Source organism: Lactobacillus sp. ESL0259 (assembly GCF_003693045.1).
In the GTDB taxonomy this organism is placed as follows: Bacteria; Bacillota; Bacilli; order Lactobacillales; family Lactobacillaceae; genus Lactobacillus; species Lactobacillus melliventris.
In genome coordinates, this window is sequence record NZ_REHP01000009.1 from 155,937 (window position 1) to 174,628 (window position 18,692).

The window sequence follows — 18,692 nt, forward strand, 5'->3', positions numbered from 1 at the left end:
TTAGTGCTAAATCAATATAAGTTATATTACCAATAAAATTGATTGTAACATTACTGAACATTGATTTAAAATAAGTCTAGTTAAAGATAAAAATTAAAGATTATACGGTATAAATTTTATGAGCATAAAAGCACTAATAGTTGGTGTCAGTGAATATTATTACAACGATAATTCAAATCTTCCATTTTGTAAAAATGACATTAAGGCTATCTCTGAATCATTAATGAAGGGACTTGCTGTAAACAAAGAAAATATATCTATATTAGGAAACGATGGGATTGTTACAAAATCATCTTTTATTGGTAAACTTTTTAAAACTGCTAATTGCGTTAATTCTAATGACACTTTTATTCTTTATTTTTCCGGTCATGGAGGAAATATTGACGGAAAAAATCACTATCTTTTATTAACTGATAAAGAAATAAAAACTGAAGAGGTCCTTAACGATTTAGATTTTATTCCTTCTAAAAACAAGTTAATAATTCTTGATACCTGCTACTCTGGTAATGTAAAAGTTAAAGAAGTAGCACCTCTTAAAATTAGTGAAACTATAAATGACTTTCTAGACAGAGGTTATGCAATTATTTCTTCTTCAAGTTCATCTCAAAGTTCATACGCCTATGATGATTCTAATATCAGTGCATTTACAAAGTTCTTTTGCGAAGCAATAGAAGATAAAGCAATAATTAAAAAAGGGGGAAAATCTTTAAATGATATAACGAATTTAGTACGTTTTTATTTTAGTTGGTGGAATAAACAGGTCAAAAGAGCCAAAATCCAAAACCCTTCATTCCATTCAAATATTAAAGGTACTATAACATTTCCTGTAAGTAATTACATTCCTTACCATTCAAAAAAATATAGCGAAGAAACAAAAGACTACATTATTTATTCTGTTAAGCCTAGTAGTACAGGTTCTTTAAAAAGACTTAAAGTTCAAATAATAGTTAAAAATTTTCCCTCCTTTAAACAAATTGCAAATCTAACTAATCAAATCGTCGACAAAGTTAAATACCTAGATATATTTAATAATAGTAGTTCTGAAGTTAGGTGGAAAAACAAAAAGGCAAATGTAGTCTTCTGCTTTTTTGGCAGAGATGAACAAGACATGATGTTTCCAAATTTCTTTTGCCGCACAGTTTGGACAGATAAGGCTGAGAACAAAGAACTGCAAAAAATAAACTTTGGTATTGAAAAAGAAATTAATAATATTGGTTTTGCTTTTAATGATAATTACCTTATTTTGAAGGATTTTCAAAATAAAAATACTGAAAAAGAATATTTACTATTAAAAAAACAAAGGACAATAACATATAAATTAATTGATCAAGCGCAAAATTTTATTTCAACCTATAACGAATTTTTAAATCAAAACATCACCAAACAAGATTTAAGCAAACATATAAATCTGATCGGTCTAAAAATTAAAGAACTATATTTTAAAGATGGGGACCTGCCATTACCACCTAAAAAACTAAATAATTGGTATATTGCATGTAAGTGTTTAGCAGCAACAATTGATGACTTCACTTTAATTTTTAATAGTTACGATTTTGAAAAATCTCCACTTAACGACTTAGAAATTAAAATGAATGATGTTATAGACAGATATTACCAAGAACTCGAAGAATTAAAAAAGGAAGAAAATAAGATTTTGAAGTAGAAAAAGTGCTAATGTCTACTTGACAATCAATGTATTGTGTTAATTTTAAACTGGTTATTCTGCATGCTGATTGGTGAAATCAATTTAGAAAATAGAACTATATTTAAATAATTGAAAAGACAAATTTTATTAGTTAAAGATTCTGGCTTTTATATATTTCAAAATTATTTATTTTTTCGCATTTCTTTTTTTAATTCTAGAATTGATTTTATTCACCGTGTGTACTTGCGACAGAATAACGATCAGCCAAATAACGATATAAACTAAGACAAAGACACCAACCAACCAAAAATTAATCGGCCACTTATTTATCCAGCACATTAATAACACCAGCAAAAATGTGCCTATGATATGAACACTAAAGGCAATAGCAGTTGGTACATCCATTGCAAAAATCATTGATAAAATTCCTATTAACCCTGAAATAATAAAAACAGAAATAACACCTAAACGGGTAGGAATACTAGGAGAAGCAAAAGTCAGTATTATCAAATAAGTAGCTGCACCAAAGCCCACACCGGTAAAGAAATAGTTAATGAAATTACTCAATTTTCTCATTTTTATAGCCCCAATTCTTTTTTTAATGCCGGCAAATATAATCTGGAAACGTCAGCTTTTAAATTATTTTTTAAAAGTGCGATCATATTTCCTGCAAAGCCTACTTCTATTGATTCCAGAAAATTAATATTGATAATGGCATGTTTTGAAACCTGAATAAACCCATCACCCAATTTTTCAAGTACCTGATATAAGCGACCAGTGGTTTTTATTATGTCTTTAGTAGTATAAAATGTGATATCTGTTGTTTGGATTTCTACTTTAATAATCTCAGTAGGTTTAATTGTGACTATGCGGTCTTCTACCTTAATTGGTAAAAGATGATATTTCTTTTCGCCGAATTTATGCAAATAATCTATTAAATTATCAACTACTTCACTTTTTTGAGCTGCCTTAATTTCAACTTCAATGTCTTCTTTGTTTAAAGCAGAATCTGTCTTAAATTCAATCTTCACTTTACTTATTGCGCCTTCTATCAGTGATAAGCGAAAGCATAATAATCACTAAAATTAGTATTGCAATCATTAATAGCAAAACAAGCATATTATTTAGCCTGTTACTATTAATTTTGAACTGTATCCCTAAATAATTAATTAAATGCCGTTTTACATTAGTGGGGAGAGTAGCTAATGTCGGTTTAAGTAAAAAGCCTCTTAGAGCAGCTGCCTCATAACTACTTGGTACTAATTTTACCAAATTTTGTGCTCCAGAAACCAATATACCATATGGTAAATAAGTCGCAACCGCGAAACCGGCAGCGGCACCTAAAACAGTAGAAAATCGGCTAAAAGTAGTACTGGAATGCATGAACAGCACAATTATCTCATCGAGTAAAGTCGCTGCAATTGCACCCACGAAAATAAATACAAGCCCAGGTAGGTATGCTTCTTGCGGAATTCTTACTTTATCTACCAGTGCAAAATACGCAGCCATCACAATAAATGTAATTATTTGCATAAGAAAGCTAACTACTACCCCGCTCAAAACATATGCAAGATTCTGTTTGAATTGTGATAAACCCGTCAGTTGAAAATCGGCAACAGCATGAGTTTCTTGATCAGTAACTTGCTGGCCAAGAGCTTGAAAAGCCGTAGTAATACCAGAAACTGCAACAATACCGGCTATCATCCACAAATCTAATATTTTAGTAACATGTGGTAAATTTTGCCAACTTTTTTCTAGATTGTTTTGCAAAAAGCCAATATAAATAAAGAAAGATATCAGTGCACCGAGGCATGACATAATTACACCAGTAATGTTAGAAAAATAGATTTTTAAATTTCTGCGAAATAAAGCAACCATTTATTGTATCTCCTTCCCAGTTATCTGCAAAAATGCATCATTGATAGTTCCTTTAGAATAAGTAAAGTCAGCGATATTTTCCTGATTGTTTTTTAATAATTCAATGATTTCTTGCGCTGATAAGGAATCAATTTCAACTTGCTTACGATTAAGCCGAATAACTTTTTGATTAGTGTTCAAAGTCTGAATATCGCCAACAGTGAGTATTAATTTATTAGGAGCAAATTTAGTCTTAATTTCTGCAGCAGAACCACTAGCTAGGATTCGACCATTTTCCAAAATATACATCTGATCAGCATTTTCAGCTTCTTCTAAATAATGCGTTGTCAAAAAAATTGTTAGATCTTGTTGCTCTTGCAGTTTGGTCAATAATTGCCAAATAGCATTTCTCGTTTGAATATCAAGCCCAGTAGTTGGTTCGTCCAGAAACAGTAAATTTGGTTTGCAAATAAGAGCCCGGGCTATGTCTACCCTTCTTTTTTGACCACCCGATAAAGTGCCAAACTTTTGCTTTAAAAAGTTTTTGATGCCAATTAAGTCAATTAATTGCTCAAGCCACTTTTGAGAAAAATTGGGGTACATCTTTGCTCTTAAATAAAGATTATCTTTAACTTTTAACTCATTATCTAAAATGCTATTCTGAAAAACTAAGCCTATTTTCAAATCTGCCGCATATGAAATGACACCTGAAGTCGGCTTTAACAATCCGGTTAGCATATTAATAGTGGTAGATTTACCCGCACCGTTTGTTCCTAAATAAGCAACAAGCTGGCCCTCTTTAATTTGAATATCAGCTTTGCTGACAGCAACCTTATTACCAAATTTTTTCGTCAGTTCTTTTGTTTCAATCAGCATAATTGGCATCTCCTTTTTCTAATTAGAGCCATCATACTAATAAAATAGAAATTTGTAGCAAACTTATAGATAAGCAAGCAAATATTTAACACAAAAGGACAAAATTAAATCATGAAATATAAAAAAGGCTACATTTAGTAGCCTTCCACATATGATTTGTTAGAAACTTAATGCTGCTCAAAAGCAAAGACGATTTGATGTTCCTTGGTAGTATTAGCAGGTAAAACAATATCTCCAAAATCTCGGTGATTAATTGCATCTGGTAATATTTGCGCTTCTAGAGCGACAGCTTCACTTGGCTGCCCAATTGAACCGTTATCCCGTTTAAATTTTACTTCGGATTGCTCCTGCGTCATGGTATACATCACTAAACAATTGCCTTCACTTGAAATAGTAATTTGACGGCCACTTTCTTTTTCTCTCAAAGTAGCCACAGATTTCATTTGATTTTCCGTGCCATTAATAACAAACGCGTCATCGAAACCTTTATTGGCTTCTAGTGCAGCAGCTAAATTGCTAAAATCATGAAAATCATACGGAGTATTGGCATTTGCCAGCATTTTTCCAGTCGGAATTAACTCAGGGGCAAGTTGTAAATGTTCCTCACTATTTATCTTAATTTCGTGCGTACTTAAATTAGGCTGGTCACTTAAATTAAAGTAAGCATGACAAGTAGGATTAAACAGTGTTGTTTGCGTACCATTTTCAGCTTTATAAGAGATTGTTACTTTATCTTCATTATCTAAAGTATAGGTAATGGTAACCAGCATATCGCCAGGAAATCCATCATGATCTTCTTTAATCTGGTGTGTAAATATTGCACTTGCACTGTTAGCAGTTTTAGCGGTTTGCACTTGCCAGTTTAAAAAGCGAAAGCCTTTATTACCACCATGCAGAGTGTTGCCATTTTCGTTGGTGGGAACTTGCACATTAGCGCCATCTAAAGTGAACTGGCCGTTTTTAATTCTGCCAGCTACACGTCCAATTGATTGGCAGCAACATAAACCGTTAGAATAATAATCTACACAATGATCAAAGTTCATCAATAAATTCTTTTGTTGCTTGTTTTCATCAGGTACTAAAAATTCGTACCAGGTAGCTCCCAGCGATAAACATGAAATTGTTATACCATGATCATTTTTTAACGTAACTTTTTTAACATCGTTACCTTGATAATTTTCAAATGTTTCCTCAATGTCTTCCATCTTTTTCTCCAGTTAACTTAATCGCATTAGTAAAATACACTACTTCAATTATACTATTGAAATAGTGTATTTTTTCTAAGAAATCTTAAGCGTATGTGTTTGGGATTTATTAGTTAGCGATTTGATTTTATTTGATACTGCATAAGTCAATGCCATACATTGTTGCAAGGTCAGTGACTTGATCTTCTGTTGCTGCAAAGGAGAAGACAGTATGGTGACCTCCACCAGCTTTGATCCACTCTGTAGCGCCTTTTTCTAAACCAACTTTTGGAGTCCATAATTGTTTAGCTACAGGCAAGTGTGGTGTTTCTTTTTCAGCCTTGTGAGCATCTACTGCATAAGTCACAAGCTTAAAGTTATTTCTAAAGTCAGCTAAAGTAACATCAATAGCGTCTCCTTCTGATCCAGAAAAGACTAATCTTGCTGGATCAGCTTTACCGCCAATATCCAATGGATGAACTTCAACCCGTGGCTTTTCAGAGGCAATCGACGGGTCAACTTCAAGCATGTGTGAACCCAAAATTGCTTCATGACCCGGACGCAGATCAAGAGTGTAATCTTCCATGAAGGCAGTCTTTTGATTATGAGTCATGATCTTGAAAGTTCTCAGTAAAGCTGCTGTCTTCCAGTCACCTTCACCTGCAAAGCCATAGCCGTCACGCATTAACAGTTGAGCTGATAAACCTTGTAATTGCTTTAGCCCATGTAAATCTTCGAAGTTGCTGGTAACAGCGGTATAACCACCACGTTCTAAGAAGCGTTTCATTGCAATATATTGTTTTAACTGGTAGCGCACCGTTTTATTGTAAGCATCTGGATCCATAGCGCCTTGGACTAAAATATATTTTGCTTTCAAATCAGCAAATTCGTCATCGATTTCAGATTCTTTGACTTTTGCCATTTCAGCAACTAAGTCGCCAACACCGTAATAGTCAACAGTCCAGCCTAATTGAATTTGAGCTTGAACTTTATCGCCTTCAGTAACGGCTACATTCCGCATCGTGTCACCAAAGCGGCAAACTTTTAAATTGAACGAATCATCATAAGCAACTGCAACATTTTCCCAGTCAGCAATTTGCTTCACGATCTTTGGATCCTGCCAATAGCCATAGATAATCTTATTATGCTTTTGCAAGCGAGCATTAATATAGCCATATTCACGATCACCATGAGCACTTTGATTCAAGTTCATATAGTCAAAGTCAATTGTGTCATAAGGAATATAATTTAAAAATTGGGTTGCAAAGTGTAACAACGGTTTTTGTAATAGTTTTGTACCGCGAATCCAGTTTTTAGCGGGTGAAAATGTATGCATCCATGTGATTACACCGGCAACTTCATCCCTGTAATTGACTTCTTTCATAAAATGGGTAATTTCATCAGCTGTAGTTAAAACCTTTTTAAACACAACCTTGTAAGGCAAATTGCCTTTTTCATTTAAACCGTCAGCAATTTTTTGCGCATCTTCAGCTACACTGCGCAAGGTTTCTTCACCATAAAGATGTTGACTACCAACTGCAAACCAAAATTCATATTTTGGTACTTGTAACATTTTCAAAATTCTCCTTATTTAAATCTTTTATCTTTTTTTGCATGCGTCTGTGATTGCGCGTTATTTTGACCATAATATGCATCCTTGCCATGCTTACGGTAATAATGCTTGTCTAACAAGTATTGGGGCAGCCGACTGTTTGCTCTAGTCAATTGCAGCGTATGATAGTCTTCTGCAGCTACAACTTCTAAAACTTTGGCATTATAAACAGCCTGGGCTGGTGTTTGCCCCCAGCAAAACGGACCATGTTGACTAACTAAGGCTCCTGGTGTAGCTTCATAATCTAAGTGGCGCTCATCAAACGTACGGACGATAGTTTTGCCAGTATTGCCTTCGTAATCTTCTGCAATTTCTTCTTTTGTCAGTGCGTCAGCTGCTGGAACATCTGTGTAAAAAGTATCGGCGTGTGTGGTGTTAAGTGCTGGAATATCCATCTTGGCAGCCGCAAAAGCTACTGCCCAAGGTGAATGAGTATGAACAATCCCACCAATCTTTGGAAAATGATTATATAAATATGTGTGCGTGGGAGTATCACTTGATGGATTCAATTTTCCTTCGACTACTTTGCCTGACAAATCAACTACCACCATGTCCTCAGGTTTTAGCTTATGGTATTCAACTCCTGAGGGCTTAATGACAAATAATCCTTGATCACGATCAATTCCAGAAACGTTACCCCAAGTAAAAGTAACTAATCCTAATTGAGGCAACTGCATATTAGCCTTGTAAACTTCTTCCTTTAATTGCTCCAGCATTTAACGTTCCTCATCTTTCAAAATAGACGCTGAATTTTCCAAAGATAGAGCCGAACGGTAACGCTCAATGTACTTGCCCGCACCTGCAACTCCTTTTTGTTCAGGACTCAGTGTCATTATCTCCGAGTCAACAAAAACCTTCTCATCTAAATAGTCCTCCAGCTTTTCTTGAGCACCGGATGATACATATTGGGCTAAAATTGCCATACCCCAAGGACCACCAGCACTAGCATTAGTCATAACGGAAATTGGCATATTCAAAACATTAGATAAAACTTGTTGAGCCACAACAGGCGTCTTAAATAGTCCACCTTGAGCAATCATGACATCCGTTGTCACTTTCTCCTCATTAGTTAAAATATCCATTCCAATCTTGAGTGGTGCAAAAGCTGAATAAAGCTCTGCCAACATAAAATTAGCTAAAGTAAATTTGCTGTTAGGTGTTCTAATTAGCAACGGCCTTCCTTCTGTTGTCTTCGTTACCGGCTCACCTGAAAAGTAGCTATAGTTAACTATGCCACCGGCATCAGGATCTGACTTTGTAGTATCTAAAAACAAAGTGCTAAATAGTTCGTCTGCACTGATATTTTTACCTAACCTACCTGCAAATTCGCTAAAAACTTGCGACCAAGCATTAATATCTGAAGAACAGTTATTTATGTGAACCATTGCCACTGGCAGTCCTGTGGGAGTTGTCACAATATCAATATCCCTGTGTACTTTTTGCAAAGGCTTATCTAAAACAACCATTGAAAATTCTGATGTACCAACAGAGATGTTTCCTGTGCGCAGTCTAACGCTGTTGGTACTAATCATGCCGGTTCCAGCATCTCCTTCAGGTGGTGCCATAACACTACCAGCTTTTAAAGTGCCACTTGGATCAAGTAAAGCAGCACCTTTTTCAGTTAAATAGCCTGCAACTTCACCAGCTTTTAAAACTTGAGGTAAAATATCTTCGATTTGCCACGGATACTGTTTCACCTTTTCTAAACTGGAAAATTTGAGAAGACATGTTTGGTCAAACTGACCATCACTATCAATTGGAAACATTCCTGAAGCGTCCCCAACTCCAATATTTTTTTCACCAGATAATTGCCAGTGAACATAACCAGCTAAAGTTGTGATGTAAGCAATATCTTTAACATGATGCTCGTTTTGCAGTATCGCATGATATAAATGAGCGATACTCCAACGTAAAGGAATATTAAAGTTAAATAGCTTGGTTAGTTCTTCTGCTGCATCTTCCGTAATAGTGTTACGCCATGTTCTGAATGGCACCAGCAGTTTGTCATTAGCGTCAAAAGCTAAATAGCCGTGCATCATTGCACTAACACCTATGGCTCCTATTCTTTCAATTTTGACATGATATTTACTGCTGACCATAGCGGCTAACTGGGCATAACTTTGCCTTAAACCAGTTAAAATATCTTCTTCAGAATAGGTCCAAATACCATCTTGCAATCTGTTTTCCCATGAAAAGCTGCCAGAAGCCAGCGGCTGAAAATCAGGGCTGATTAAAACTGCCTTAATTTGTGTAGAACCGAATTCAATCCCTAATGCTGTTTGCCCCCTTTGAATGAGTTGAACAATTTTAGTAATGTTCATTTAAACGCCTCTTTCCTCACGGTAGAATTCTATCCTTAGCTTTCTTCGGAAAGCACTTTCATGATATATTTTTTATTTGAATAATTCAATAGGATTAAAAATTCATTCGAATGTTTTTGAAACTTTTTAAGCCTGCATCGCTCTTGTTTTCTCTATATTTGAGCTATTTTAGAATTTTTATTTGTTTTTATTGGGCTTTTTCAGCAGAAATTTATTGTTTACACTTATACCTTTATTTTTTATAAAAATGCCAATATTTCAGCAAAAAATAAATATAAGTTACCTTTTAAAATTGAACTATGTTATGATTTTAATCAAAAGAATAAGGATTTTAACAATATTAGTTAAAATTTATTCAAATGAATTTTAGGAGGTTACACAATGAAAAGCGATTACATAAACGTTGTGGAAACACTTAAAAATGAAATAACTTTTGGTAATTACGAAGTTAACCAAAAATTACCCACAGAAGACGAGTTAATGCGCCGCTTCAAGGTCACTCGTTATGCTGTTAGAAAAGCCTTAACTGAATTGCAAAATGAGCATTTAATCTACAAAGTCCAAGGAAGCGGAATGTACATCCAGGATTGGAATAAAAAATGGCAAGCCAATCCGCAAAGTAAAACCATCGGATTAATTTGTACTCACATTGCAGATTACATTTTTCCCAAGATTATTGCTCAAATTGATTCAGTAATTGAACCGCAGGGCTATTCCCTGCTTTTAGCTAATACGCATAATTACCCTCAAACTGAACGGTCAAGTTTGATTAAAATGCTTGATTCGCAAGTGGCCGGTTTAATCGTTGAACCCAGTGAAAGTGCCAAGCCATGTCAAAATAGGGATATTTACCTCCGGATTGCAAAAAGTAAAATACCCTTGCTATTTATTAATGCAGAATATCCAGAATTTAATTTTCCTGCTATTGTGAATTCGGATAGAGAGTCAGAAAATGAATTGACAACTTATTTATTGCAGCAAAATCATCGCCGAATTTTAGGTATCTTTCAAACAGACGATCTTCAAGGGGTCGAACGGATGAAGGGCTTTATCGCTGCTTATCAGGAAAATAATGTTAATTTAGCAAGTAGTAATTTAATTATGTACAGCTCACATGATTCTTTCTCTGTCATTAGTAAAAAAATTGATATGTATTTAAATAGTCCAGAACCACCAACAGCAATAGCATGCTATCATGATGAATTAGCTGTTTTAGTCATTGACAAATTGAAAAAGCTAAAAATCAAAATTCCCCAGGATATTTCTGTAGTTGGTTTCGATAACTACGATTCATCTGCTTACTTGAATCCTAGTTTGACCACAATGAATTATCAGAGAACTTCCGTTGGTCAAGAGGCAGGCAAAGGAATTTTAGCTTTAATAAATGGTAAGAAGTTTGCTTCAGTGGTACATCACCCTGAGATGAAATTGCGTGATTCAGTTGCTGCACTGAAACAATAAAAAAGGTGTTAATCAAAAATTTGATTAACGTCTTTTTACTGTTGCTATTTACTTAGATGAATCTCGCGGTCAAACAGCAGTTGCAGGTTTTTATCAAAATTATGGGCGATAAAAATGACAGTGCCTGGCATTTTAAGGAGTTCTTGCAGGATTGCTCTGGTTCCTGCCTGATCAATTGCACTTGTGCCTTCATCAATCAGTAAGATTTTACTGTCATGTATTTGCGAGCGCACAAGAATTATTTTTTGCCTTTGGCCGCCAGAAACATTTAGTTTTTGCAAGTTTATTTCTGTATTCAAGCCATTAGAAAACTTGGCAATATCTGGGCCCAAACCTACTGCTAGAGCTGCAGGTTCGGCCAGCAAGTCTAATTTGGGATTGAACATTGTAATATTGTTTTTAATGGTGCTGTGAAATAAAACTGGATCTTGTGCAATGTAGCCGATTTTAGCTAAATCCGGTTTGATCACTTTTCCCTCTTGATTCTTAAATGCTATTTCCCCCGAACTCGGTGACAAAATCCCTAAAATTAGTTTAAACAAAGTTGACTTGCCTGTTCTGCTATCACCTGTTAATAAAATTTTTTCGCCACAATTGACAGTGATATCAGGGAAATTCAAAGTTTCACCATTAGGAAAACTAATTGCCAAATTATTTGTACTAAAAGCATAAGGTGTTGCCAAATTTTGCTCATCAGTTTTTACTGGTACAGTTGCTGCTGTAACTTTATTTCTTAAAGTTTTACTGCCCTTAATTAAGCCAAAATAGAATGGCAAGTATTCGATTGCCAGCGAAATATAATGACTAAAATTACCGATAACCGCAATCGCACCAAACGTGACTAGTCCGCTTTTAATTAAAATACCCGTCCAGACGAACAATATCAGGATCATAATTTGGGCAACACCATTGGTAATAATGGACAGAACTTGTTGTTCCTGTGTCTGCTTGAGGTTGGCTTTTTCTAAATCCTGCGCGCCCTTATGCATTACGCTAGTTAATTTATCGCCAGCAAGATACCGCTCTAGTTCAGCAATACCGCTTAGCCATTTTTCAATCAGATCCAAATACTGCCTATTTTGATGAGATACTTTCTCCATAGCTCTTTGCAGCGGCTTTTCAATTATTTTAGGCAAAATCAGGGAAACGGCTACCGAAATTAAGATAAGCAGCAACAAACTCCAGTGCATTGTCAACAGGGCAATTACGGAGAAAAGAATATAGCCTAGAAAATTACAAATGACAGGAATTAAGTTAAAGGACTGATTGTTAACCGTATTAAGATCATTAGTCAGGCGATTTTTAACTTGCGAAGTTTGATAATTTTTACGGTCATGGTAGACGTGGCTTACTATTTTGCTTCTTAAAGTGTGATTAAATTCTTGAACTTGTCGTGTCAATAAATATTCAGAACCCCAGTCAAAAGCATACGACGAAAGATAAGCTAATGTTGTAAAAATAATGATTAACAACCACGCTTGACCGTCATGTTGGCGCAAGGCGGTAAATTCCCACATATTTAAGTAAGATGCCCCGATTAAAACAAAGGGTTGTAAGAAACTAAAAAGTACAATGAATATGAAACGAATTCGATTGGTATGAAAGAAATTTTTAAAAGTCATGGTGGTTCTCCTTCTGGCTTGCTAACCGAATCGTTTTATCAAACATATTTTTAACTTCAGAATTAAGATTATGGGCAATCATGATCACGGTCTTATCAGTGTTAATCAGCTCGGTAATAATTTGCTTAGTAGCTTGACTATCAATGGCGCTTGTCGCTTCGTCCAGCAAAATAATTTCATCAGCGAAAATTTCTGATCTGGCAAGGATAATCTTTTGCCTTTGACCACCGGATAAATTATTTTTATCCAAATCAACTTGGGTATCAGTTCCTTGGGGAAATCTCGCAATGTCGCTCTGCAATTGCACTTTATTAATTAAATTAGGTACTTGATCCAACAACTGCTGGTGAAACATCACGATATTTTCCGCAATTGTTCCTGGAAACAATTGCGGATCTTGAGCAATGTAACTGATCCGGTTTAAATTTGGTTGAAAAATCTGCCCCGCATTATTTCTAAAAATAATTTGCCCTTGATAAGGCTTGATCTTACCTAAAAGAGCTTGAAGCAGTGTTGACTTGCCAGTTCCGCTATCGCCTGAAAGTAAAACTTTTTCACCCTTATTGATCACAAAATCGGGATATTTAATTATTGGACCATTAGGATATTTAAGCGCCAAATTTTTAATTTCAATTTGGGCAATTTGAGCAGATGAATCTTTTTATTTGACCAGTTAAAAATAGGATGCCAGCTAAAAAGGCAATCGACATTTGCCCTAAAGTATTACCAATTCCATTAATTGTATTGGAAGCACAGTTTTTGTTGGTTTGATTGACTTTGGACTTTTCCAACTTCTCAGCGTAGCTGCTCATTTCTTTATTTAAGATCGTCCAAGCATGATACCGCCGCAGTTCATTTAAGCCATTGATCCATTCACCGATACCAGTTAAAAAAGCGCTAGTATTTTGCATTACTTTTCTACTTGCCTCTGAAGTCATGCGCGCCATTATTTTGGGTAAGCTTAAATCAATTAAAACAAAAAATGCAGTTAGTAAAACAAAAGACCAATTTAAGCTAAAAAGGACACCCGCAGAAAGCAAAATGATGAACAAATTGCTAAGAACATTAACCCAGGGCAGAGCAAAATCGCTGGTTAAAGTATCGAAATTGCTTTGCAGGTAATTCTGCATTTGCGCCACAGTCGCATCGTTTTCAGTATAAAAATGATCTACCATTTGCCCCCTTAATTGATCAAGATATTCCTGAATCTGTGCGTTAAAAAGGTAAGTCGCTAAAGGCAAAATAAATACACCACAAACTACCGGGATAAATTCAATTAATTGCCAGCGAATGTAAACGGGCAAATTGCCGACACTTAATCCATTAACTGCAAATTGAAAAAAATATTGGTCAAGTGAGCCGGTAACAGCAAAAATAAAATAAAGTAAGATAATAAAAATTGCTCGTTGTTTATTAGAGCCAATCAGTCCCTTTAATGTCATATGCTTGCGTCTTTCATTTTATGCTAAATCAATTTTATTAAATTTATCTAATAATAAGATGAATGAGCAAGGGTGTCAAGTTAACAGTCAATATATAATAGCTGGTAATAGCTGGTTATAAATAAAAACTAATTCTTTAAAAAGAATTAGTGTGAAAGTGATTAAAATTTTACATTGGCGGTTTACGATAATGATGGTAGTTAATGGTTGCCTTTTTAAACTCAGCCTTTTTATTTAATTTCTTTGCCAATTTTTGATCTAAGTACCCTTTAGTTACTTGACTTTCTTTTTCCAAAGCTATGAACTGATCATAAACTTTTCGTTCTAATGTTCCATTGTTAACAGTTTCTTTAACGGCACAGTCAGGCTGATCTATATGCTTACAATCATTAAAGCGACACTTCTCAGAGAGATCAGCAATCTCAGGAAAAACTTGCTTCGGATTGCCACCACTAATGCCCATACTTTTAATTCCAGGTGTATCAATTAAAACAAAGTCTCCAAGTTCAATTGGGATTAATCTTGAACTCGTCGTTGTATGCCTTTCCTTATCAGTCTTTGCACTGATACGTTTTGTGGACATTAATTCTTTTTGAGCAATGGCGTTAATCAAACTTGACTTTCCAACTCCTGAATTACCATAAAAAGAAACAGTTTGCCCTGGTAAAATACTTGAGCGTAATTCAGCCAATCCATTTCCAGTGATACATGAAGTACAGAAAACTGGTATTTTTAATTTATCAGCAATTTGTTGGGCAAGGTTCAGGCTCTCTGGGAAAAGATCTGATTTTGTTAAAACTATTGATGTTTGATACTCATTTTCTTTTTTTAAAGCATAAAGAAAACGGTTGATACGTGAAGACTTTAAATTCTTATTCATTGAAAAACAGATAAACAGCTGATCAATATTGCTTGCCGAATCTTTTTCTTGGGCATGAAATTCTTCACCGGTTATTCGACCTAATGTACTATAACGCGGAAGGCGCTCATTAATTAAATCAAAATCTATTTGTGGGTCTAAGGTTACCCAATCACCCACCAGAAATTGCTCTGACCGTTTTTTAGGAATGGTATTATTTTCACCGTCATCTTTTACATCTCCTAAAACTTCTATAAATAATTCTATTATATCAACAACTATTAATTGCTAATCTTACATAACAAAAATATTTTAGTTATAGCAACTATAAATCTTTTATCTCAAGCAATAATTAAGGTAATTGTTTAAATATTTTTTCTGTCAATAAACTATATGCCATAAAAAATTTTCTAGTATTAGTCTTCAACAAAAAAGAATCATCTTCTTCTCTCAATAATGACATGACAAGTTCTTCTAACTCATTTCTTTTAATTTTATCTATCTTCTTAATCAAAAAAGCTACTCTTTTCAGTTTTTCAGCATTATTTTTTCCTTTTAGAAAATCTATTGCTTTATCCGTATCCTTAAATTCTTTTTCTAATTGAATATTATTACTTCTTGAAATACTAATTCCATTTTTAAGCTCTTCTAAAGAATTAAATCTTTTTAATCTAGCATTTATCTTATCTTTTTCTTTTGAAGCTAGTTTCATCTTAGAATGGATATATTTTGAAATTGGCAATGTGCTGTGTGGTGGTGATTTAAGAATAAATGGCAATGCAATTTCTTCGGGCATGTTTCCAGGATGTAAATAATAATCCTTTACATAATCGACGTAGTTAGGTATTTTATAAATATACTTACTGTCTCCCATAGCAACAACAATATCTTGTCTTTTTAATTTTTCGGGTAAGTTATTTAGATCTCCGACTGATGTTAAAACATGCTTCAATTCTCCGCTTTTCCCCCTAGTAACTATTATCTGCTTGATCATATCTTGATACTTTGAAATTTCAATGGGAGAAACACCCTGATCGATTTTGGCTATTTTTTTATAAACTTCCGAATAATTATCAGTACTAATATTCGTATAATGAACACCATCAGTTTCCATTGTAGTTTCAACAATATCCTGATGCCCTTCATTATATTCAACTACTCCAATTCTTTCAGCAGCTTCCCTTATTGAAAAAGGCATATTGTCTGATAAATCCTTTAATAATGATTTGACATTTTTATCGGTTAAAGAATAGCCCAAAAATAAAATTGGAGATACCGTTAATCTACTTAAAATCTTTGCATTGATAATTGCGGAAGTTCTTTTTAATTTTTTGTAATCATCTTCAGTTATTACTATAGAGTTAGGATCACTTATAGACCCATGAATTTTATATAATTCTCCAAACTCGGCTCCTGTAGAAAACAAGCCTTTATTTCCGACTTTTATATTCACATTTCCATTTAATTCATTTTCCAAAAATTCATCATAATTAGTAGTTACAATAAACCTGGCTTTAACTAGCATCTTCTTCAGTAGATTTATTTCATTAACTTCATCCTTAGGTTGCAATTTTGAAAATATATCTGCAATTCTGGTTCTAAAAGGTGAAATGCCTTGTTTATGTGCTCGCTCTAATGTAAGATCAGGTAATTTTATTTTTCCGTCATAAAAAGCATCATCATATCTACTTTCTATCTTAGAAGCCAAACTAGTATAGATATAAAAAGAATCTTCAGTTTTTTTACTCAGATCATGAAAAGCAGAGTAATAATTATCAGTTGGATTTGTTTCATTCCATAAAATATGTAATAACTTATCCCATGTAGGAGCATCTTTAAAGTATCTTCTAGTAATACCTGAACCAATAAATATTATAGGAAATTCATTCTCTTTAATTAAATTATCTAAAAACGATTGCTTCATAACTTTCATCTCTTATACAATCTTAATTATATCAGAGCACTAATTTTATTGAAAAATATCTCCCAAAATAAAAAAAGCCCTTATTTCAATAACTAGGAGCTTTAATTTGGTACGCTACCATGTCAATTAATCCCTAGTTTCAGTTAATGCATGTTTATCAGCATTCCACTCTAATCAATACTACATTCTTACTCCCATTCAATCGTTGATGGTGGCTTACTGGTGACATCATAGACTACGCGGTTAATGTTTGGCACTTCGTCGACAATGCGCGTTGAAATTTTTTGTAAAACATCCCACGGCAAGCGAGCAAAGTCAGCGGTCATCCCATCAATTGATGTAACGGCACGGATACCAATAGTATAGTCGTAGGTGCGACCGTCACCCATTACGCCCACGGATTTGATACCGGGTAAAACGGTAAAGTATTGCCAAACTTTTTCCTGTAAACCGGCTTTTTTAATTTCATCCCGCAAAATTGCATCACTGTCGCGCACCAATTTGAGTTTATCCTCGGTTACTTCGCCAATAACGCGAATGCCAAGACCAGGTCCCGGGAATGGCTGCCGCCAAACTAAATCATGCTGAATCCCTAATTTTTCACCCAGTTCACGCACTTCATCCTTAAATAACTTGCGCAAAGGTTCAATTAGTTTAAAGTGTAAATCTTTAGGTAACCCTCCAACGTTATGATGCGATTTGATTGTTTGGGCAGTATTTGTGCCGCTCTCAATCACATCTGTGTAAAGGGTGCCTTGTGCTAAGAAGTCCACATCCTTAATTTTCTTTGCTTCGTCCGCAAACACCTCAATAAACTCTTTACCAATGATTTTACGCTTTTGCTCGGGGTCGGTGACACCTTTGAGTTTATTTAAAAAGCGCTCTTGAGCGTTTACTCGAATAATGTTAACGCCTAAATCACGGTTCAAGGCAGCCATTACTTCATCGCCTTCATTTTTGCGCAACATACCGTGATCCACAAAAATAGCTGTCAGCTGATTGCCAATTGCTTTGTGTAGAAGTGTAGCGGTGACGCTGGAATCTACCCCACCAGATAGACCTAAAATTACTTTCTTATCCCCCACAGTTTTTCTAATTTCAGCAATTTGCAAATCAATAAAATCGGTCATTGACCAATCAGCCGTAGCACCGCAGACTTTAAAGGCAAAATTACGCAAGATATCAAGGCCATATTGCGTATTGCGCACTTCCGCGTGGAACTGAATACCATACATTTTAGCTTGATCGTTAGCAATAGCGGCAATCGGGCAATTCTTACTTGAAGCGACCGTTTCAAAGCCAGCGGGTGCACCAGTGACCAAATCACCGTGACTCATCCAGACGTATTCATCTTTGGGCAATCCGGCAAATAAAACGGAGTTAGTATCTTCAACCTCGATGTCGGCACGACCATATTCAGAATTAGCAGCTTTTTCGACCTTACCGTTTAAATAAGAAGTCATCAGTTGCATCCCGTAACAAATACCTAAGATAGGAATGCCCAATTTAAAAATTGCAGGATCTACTTTCAAGGCATTTTGGTCGTAAATACTGTTAGGACCCCCGGAAAAAATAATTCCCTTAGGGTTAATCTTTCTTATTTGGTCCATACTAATATCATGGGGCAACAACTCGGAATAAATCCCAAAATCCCGCAGCCTGCGTGTGATTAGTTGATTATATTGACTACCAAAATCCAGCACAATAATTTCATCAAAATCACTAATATTCTTTTTCACCGACATCCAAGCTCCTTTACTCACTAAATTCATACTATATCAACTTTACTAAGAAATGTAGCAGTGGTCAATAATTTTTTAGCTCTAATGAGAAATTTTACGAATTATTTATGCCAATTTACTGAATATAATTCGCAATTTCATTTAAAA

16 protein-coding genes are annotated in these 18,692 nt (G+C 34.8%); 2 read left to right on the forward strand and 14 right to left on the reverse strand.

The window, feature by feature from the left end:
- Window positions 1–118: 118 nt before the first annotated feature.
- Window positions 119–1,663 (forward strand): caspase family protein, encoded by a 1,545-nt coding sequence (locus F5ESL0259_RS06750; RefSeq protein ID WP_046325393.1) that lies wholly within the window; start codon window positions 119–121, stop codon window positions 1,661–1,663.
- Window positions 1,664–1,831: 168 nt separating this feature from the next.
- On the opposite strand, the gene F5ESL0259_RS06755 is transcribed toward F5ESL0259_RS06750, so the two are convergent.
- The 8 genes from F5ESL0259_RS06755 to F5ESL0259_RS06790 all read right to left on the reverse strand — a co-directional run bounded on the left by F5ESL0259_RS06755 (window position 1,832) and on the right by F5ESL0259_RS06790 (window position 9,495).
- Window positions 1,832–2,221 (reverse strand): DUF3021 family protein, encoded by a 390-nt coding sequence (locus F5ESL0259_RS06755; protein ID WP_046325394.1) that lies wholly within the window; start codon window positions 2,219–2,221, stop codon window positions 1,832–1,834.
- A 2-nt stretch (window positions 2,222–2,223) separates the two neighbouring features.
- Window positions 2,224–2,676: a LytTR family DNA-binding domain-containing protein gene (locus tag F5ESL0259_RS06760; protein WP_122037907.1), complete on the reverse strand. Its 453-nt coding sequence runs from the start codon at window positions 2,674–2,676 to the stop codon at window positions 2,224–2,226.
- Between the two features lies 1 nt (window position 2,677).
- Complete coding sequence (locus tag F5ESL0259_RS06765) at window positions 2,678–3,523, reverse strand: hypothetical protein (RefSeq protein ID WP_046325396.1); 846 nt, start codon at window positions 3,521–3,523, stop codon at window positions 2,678–2,680.
- On the reverse strand, window positions 3,524–4,378 hold the full coding sequence (locus F5ESL0259_RS06770; RefSeq protein ID WP_122037908.1) for an ABC transporter ATP-binding protein: 855 nt from the start codon (window positions 4,376–4,378) through the stop codon (window positions 3,524–3,526).
- Window positions 4,379–4,545: 167 nt separating this feature from the next.
- On the reverse strand, window positions 4,546–5,583 hold the full coding sequence (locus F5ESL0259_RS06775; protein ID WP_122037909.1) for an aldose epimerase family protein: 1,038 nt from the start codon (window positions 5,581–5,583) through the stop codon (window positions 4,546–4,548).
- Between the two features lie 127 nt (window positions 5,584–5,710).
- Window positions 5,711–7,135: an L-arabinose isomerase gene (gene araA, locus F5ESL0259_RS06780; RefSeq protein ID WP_122037910.1), complete on the reverse strand. Its 1,425-nt coding sequence runs from the start codon at window positions 7,133–7,135 to the stop codon at window positions 5,711–5,713.
- Window positions 7,136–7,149: 14 nt separating this feature from the next.
- The gene (locus F5ESL0259_RS06785) at window positions 7,150–7,890 is read right to left on the reverse strand and encodes an L-ribulose-5-phosphate 4-epimerase (protein WP_122037911.1); all 741 of its coding nucleotides are present in this window, start codon (window positions 7,888–7,890) and stop codon (window positions 7,150–7,152) included.
- Window positions 7,891–9,495, reverse strand: coding sequence for a xylulokinase (locus tag F5ESL0259_RS06790; RefSeq protein WP_122037912.1), 1,605 nt, complete (start codon window positions 9,493–9,495; stop codon window positions 7,891–7,893).
- Window positions 9,496–9,876: 381 nt separating this feature from the next.
- Here F5ESL0259_RS06790 and F5ESL0259_RS06795 point away from each other — a divergent pair, with 381 nt between their 5' ends.
- On the forward strand, window positions 9,877–10,956 hold the full coding sequence (locus F5ESL0259_RS06795) for a GntR family transcriptional regulator (RefSeq protein ID WP_122037913.1): 1,080 nt from the start codon (window positions 9,877–9,879) through the stop codon (window positions 10,954–10,956).
- Between the two features lie 44 nt (window positions 10,957–11,000).
- Here F5ESL0259_RS06795 and F5ESL0259_RS06800 read toward each other — a convergent pair whose 3' ends face one another.
- The 6 genes from F5ESL0259_RS06800 to guaA all read right to left on the reverse strand — a co-directional run bounded on the left by F5ESL0259_RS06800 (window position 11,001) and on the right by guaA (window position 18,542).
- Window positions 11,001–12,578, reverse strand: coding sequence for an ABC transporter ATP-binding protein (locus tag F5ESL0259_RS06800; protein ID WP_122037914.1), 1,578 nt, complete (start codon window positions 12,576–12,578; stop codon window positions 11,001–11,003).
- The gene (locus F5ESL0259_RS06805; RefSeq protein WP_158596004.1) at window positions 12,568–13,197 is read right to left on the reverse strand and encodes an ABC transporter ATP-binding protein; all 630 of its coding nucleotides are present in this window, start codon (window positions 13,195–13,197) and stop codon (window positions 12,568–12,570) included. Before F5ESL0259_RS06805 ends, F5ESL0259_RS06800 begins: the two co-directional genes overlap by 11 nt.
- 10 nt (window positions 13,198–13,207) lie before the next feature.
- Window positions 13,208–14,020 (reverse strand): ABC transporter ATP-binding protein, encoded by an 813-nt coding sequence (locus F5ESL0259_RS06810; RefSeq protein ID WP_122037916.1) that lies wholly within the window; start codon window positions 14,018–14,020, stop codon window positions 13,208–13,210.
- 169 nt (window positions 14,021–14,189) lie between these two features.
- Window positions 14,190–15,059: a ribosome small subunit-dependent GTPase A gene (rsgA, locus tag F5ESL0259_RS06815; protein ID WP_158596006.1), complete on the reverse strand. Its 870-nt coding sequence runs from the start codon at window positions 15,057–15,059 to the stop codon at window positions 14,190–14,192.
- Between the two features lie 172 nt (window positions 15,060–15,231).
- Entirely contained in the window at window positions 15,232–16,803 is a 1,572-nt protein-coding gene (locus F5ESL0259_RS06820) for an SIR2 family protein (RefSeq protein WP_158596008.1), read from the reverse strand.
- Window positions 16,804–16,991: 188 nt separating this feature from the next.
- Complete coding sequence (gene guaA, locus F5ESL0259_RS06825; protein WP_122038058.1) at window positions 16,992–18,542, reverse strand: glutamine-hydrolyzing GMP synthase; 1,551 nt, start codon at window positions 18,540–18,542, stop codon at window positions 16,992–16,994.
- Window positions 18,543–18,692 lie beyond the last annotated feature (150 nt).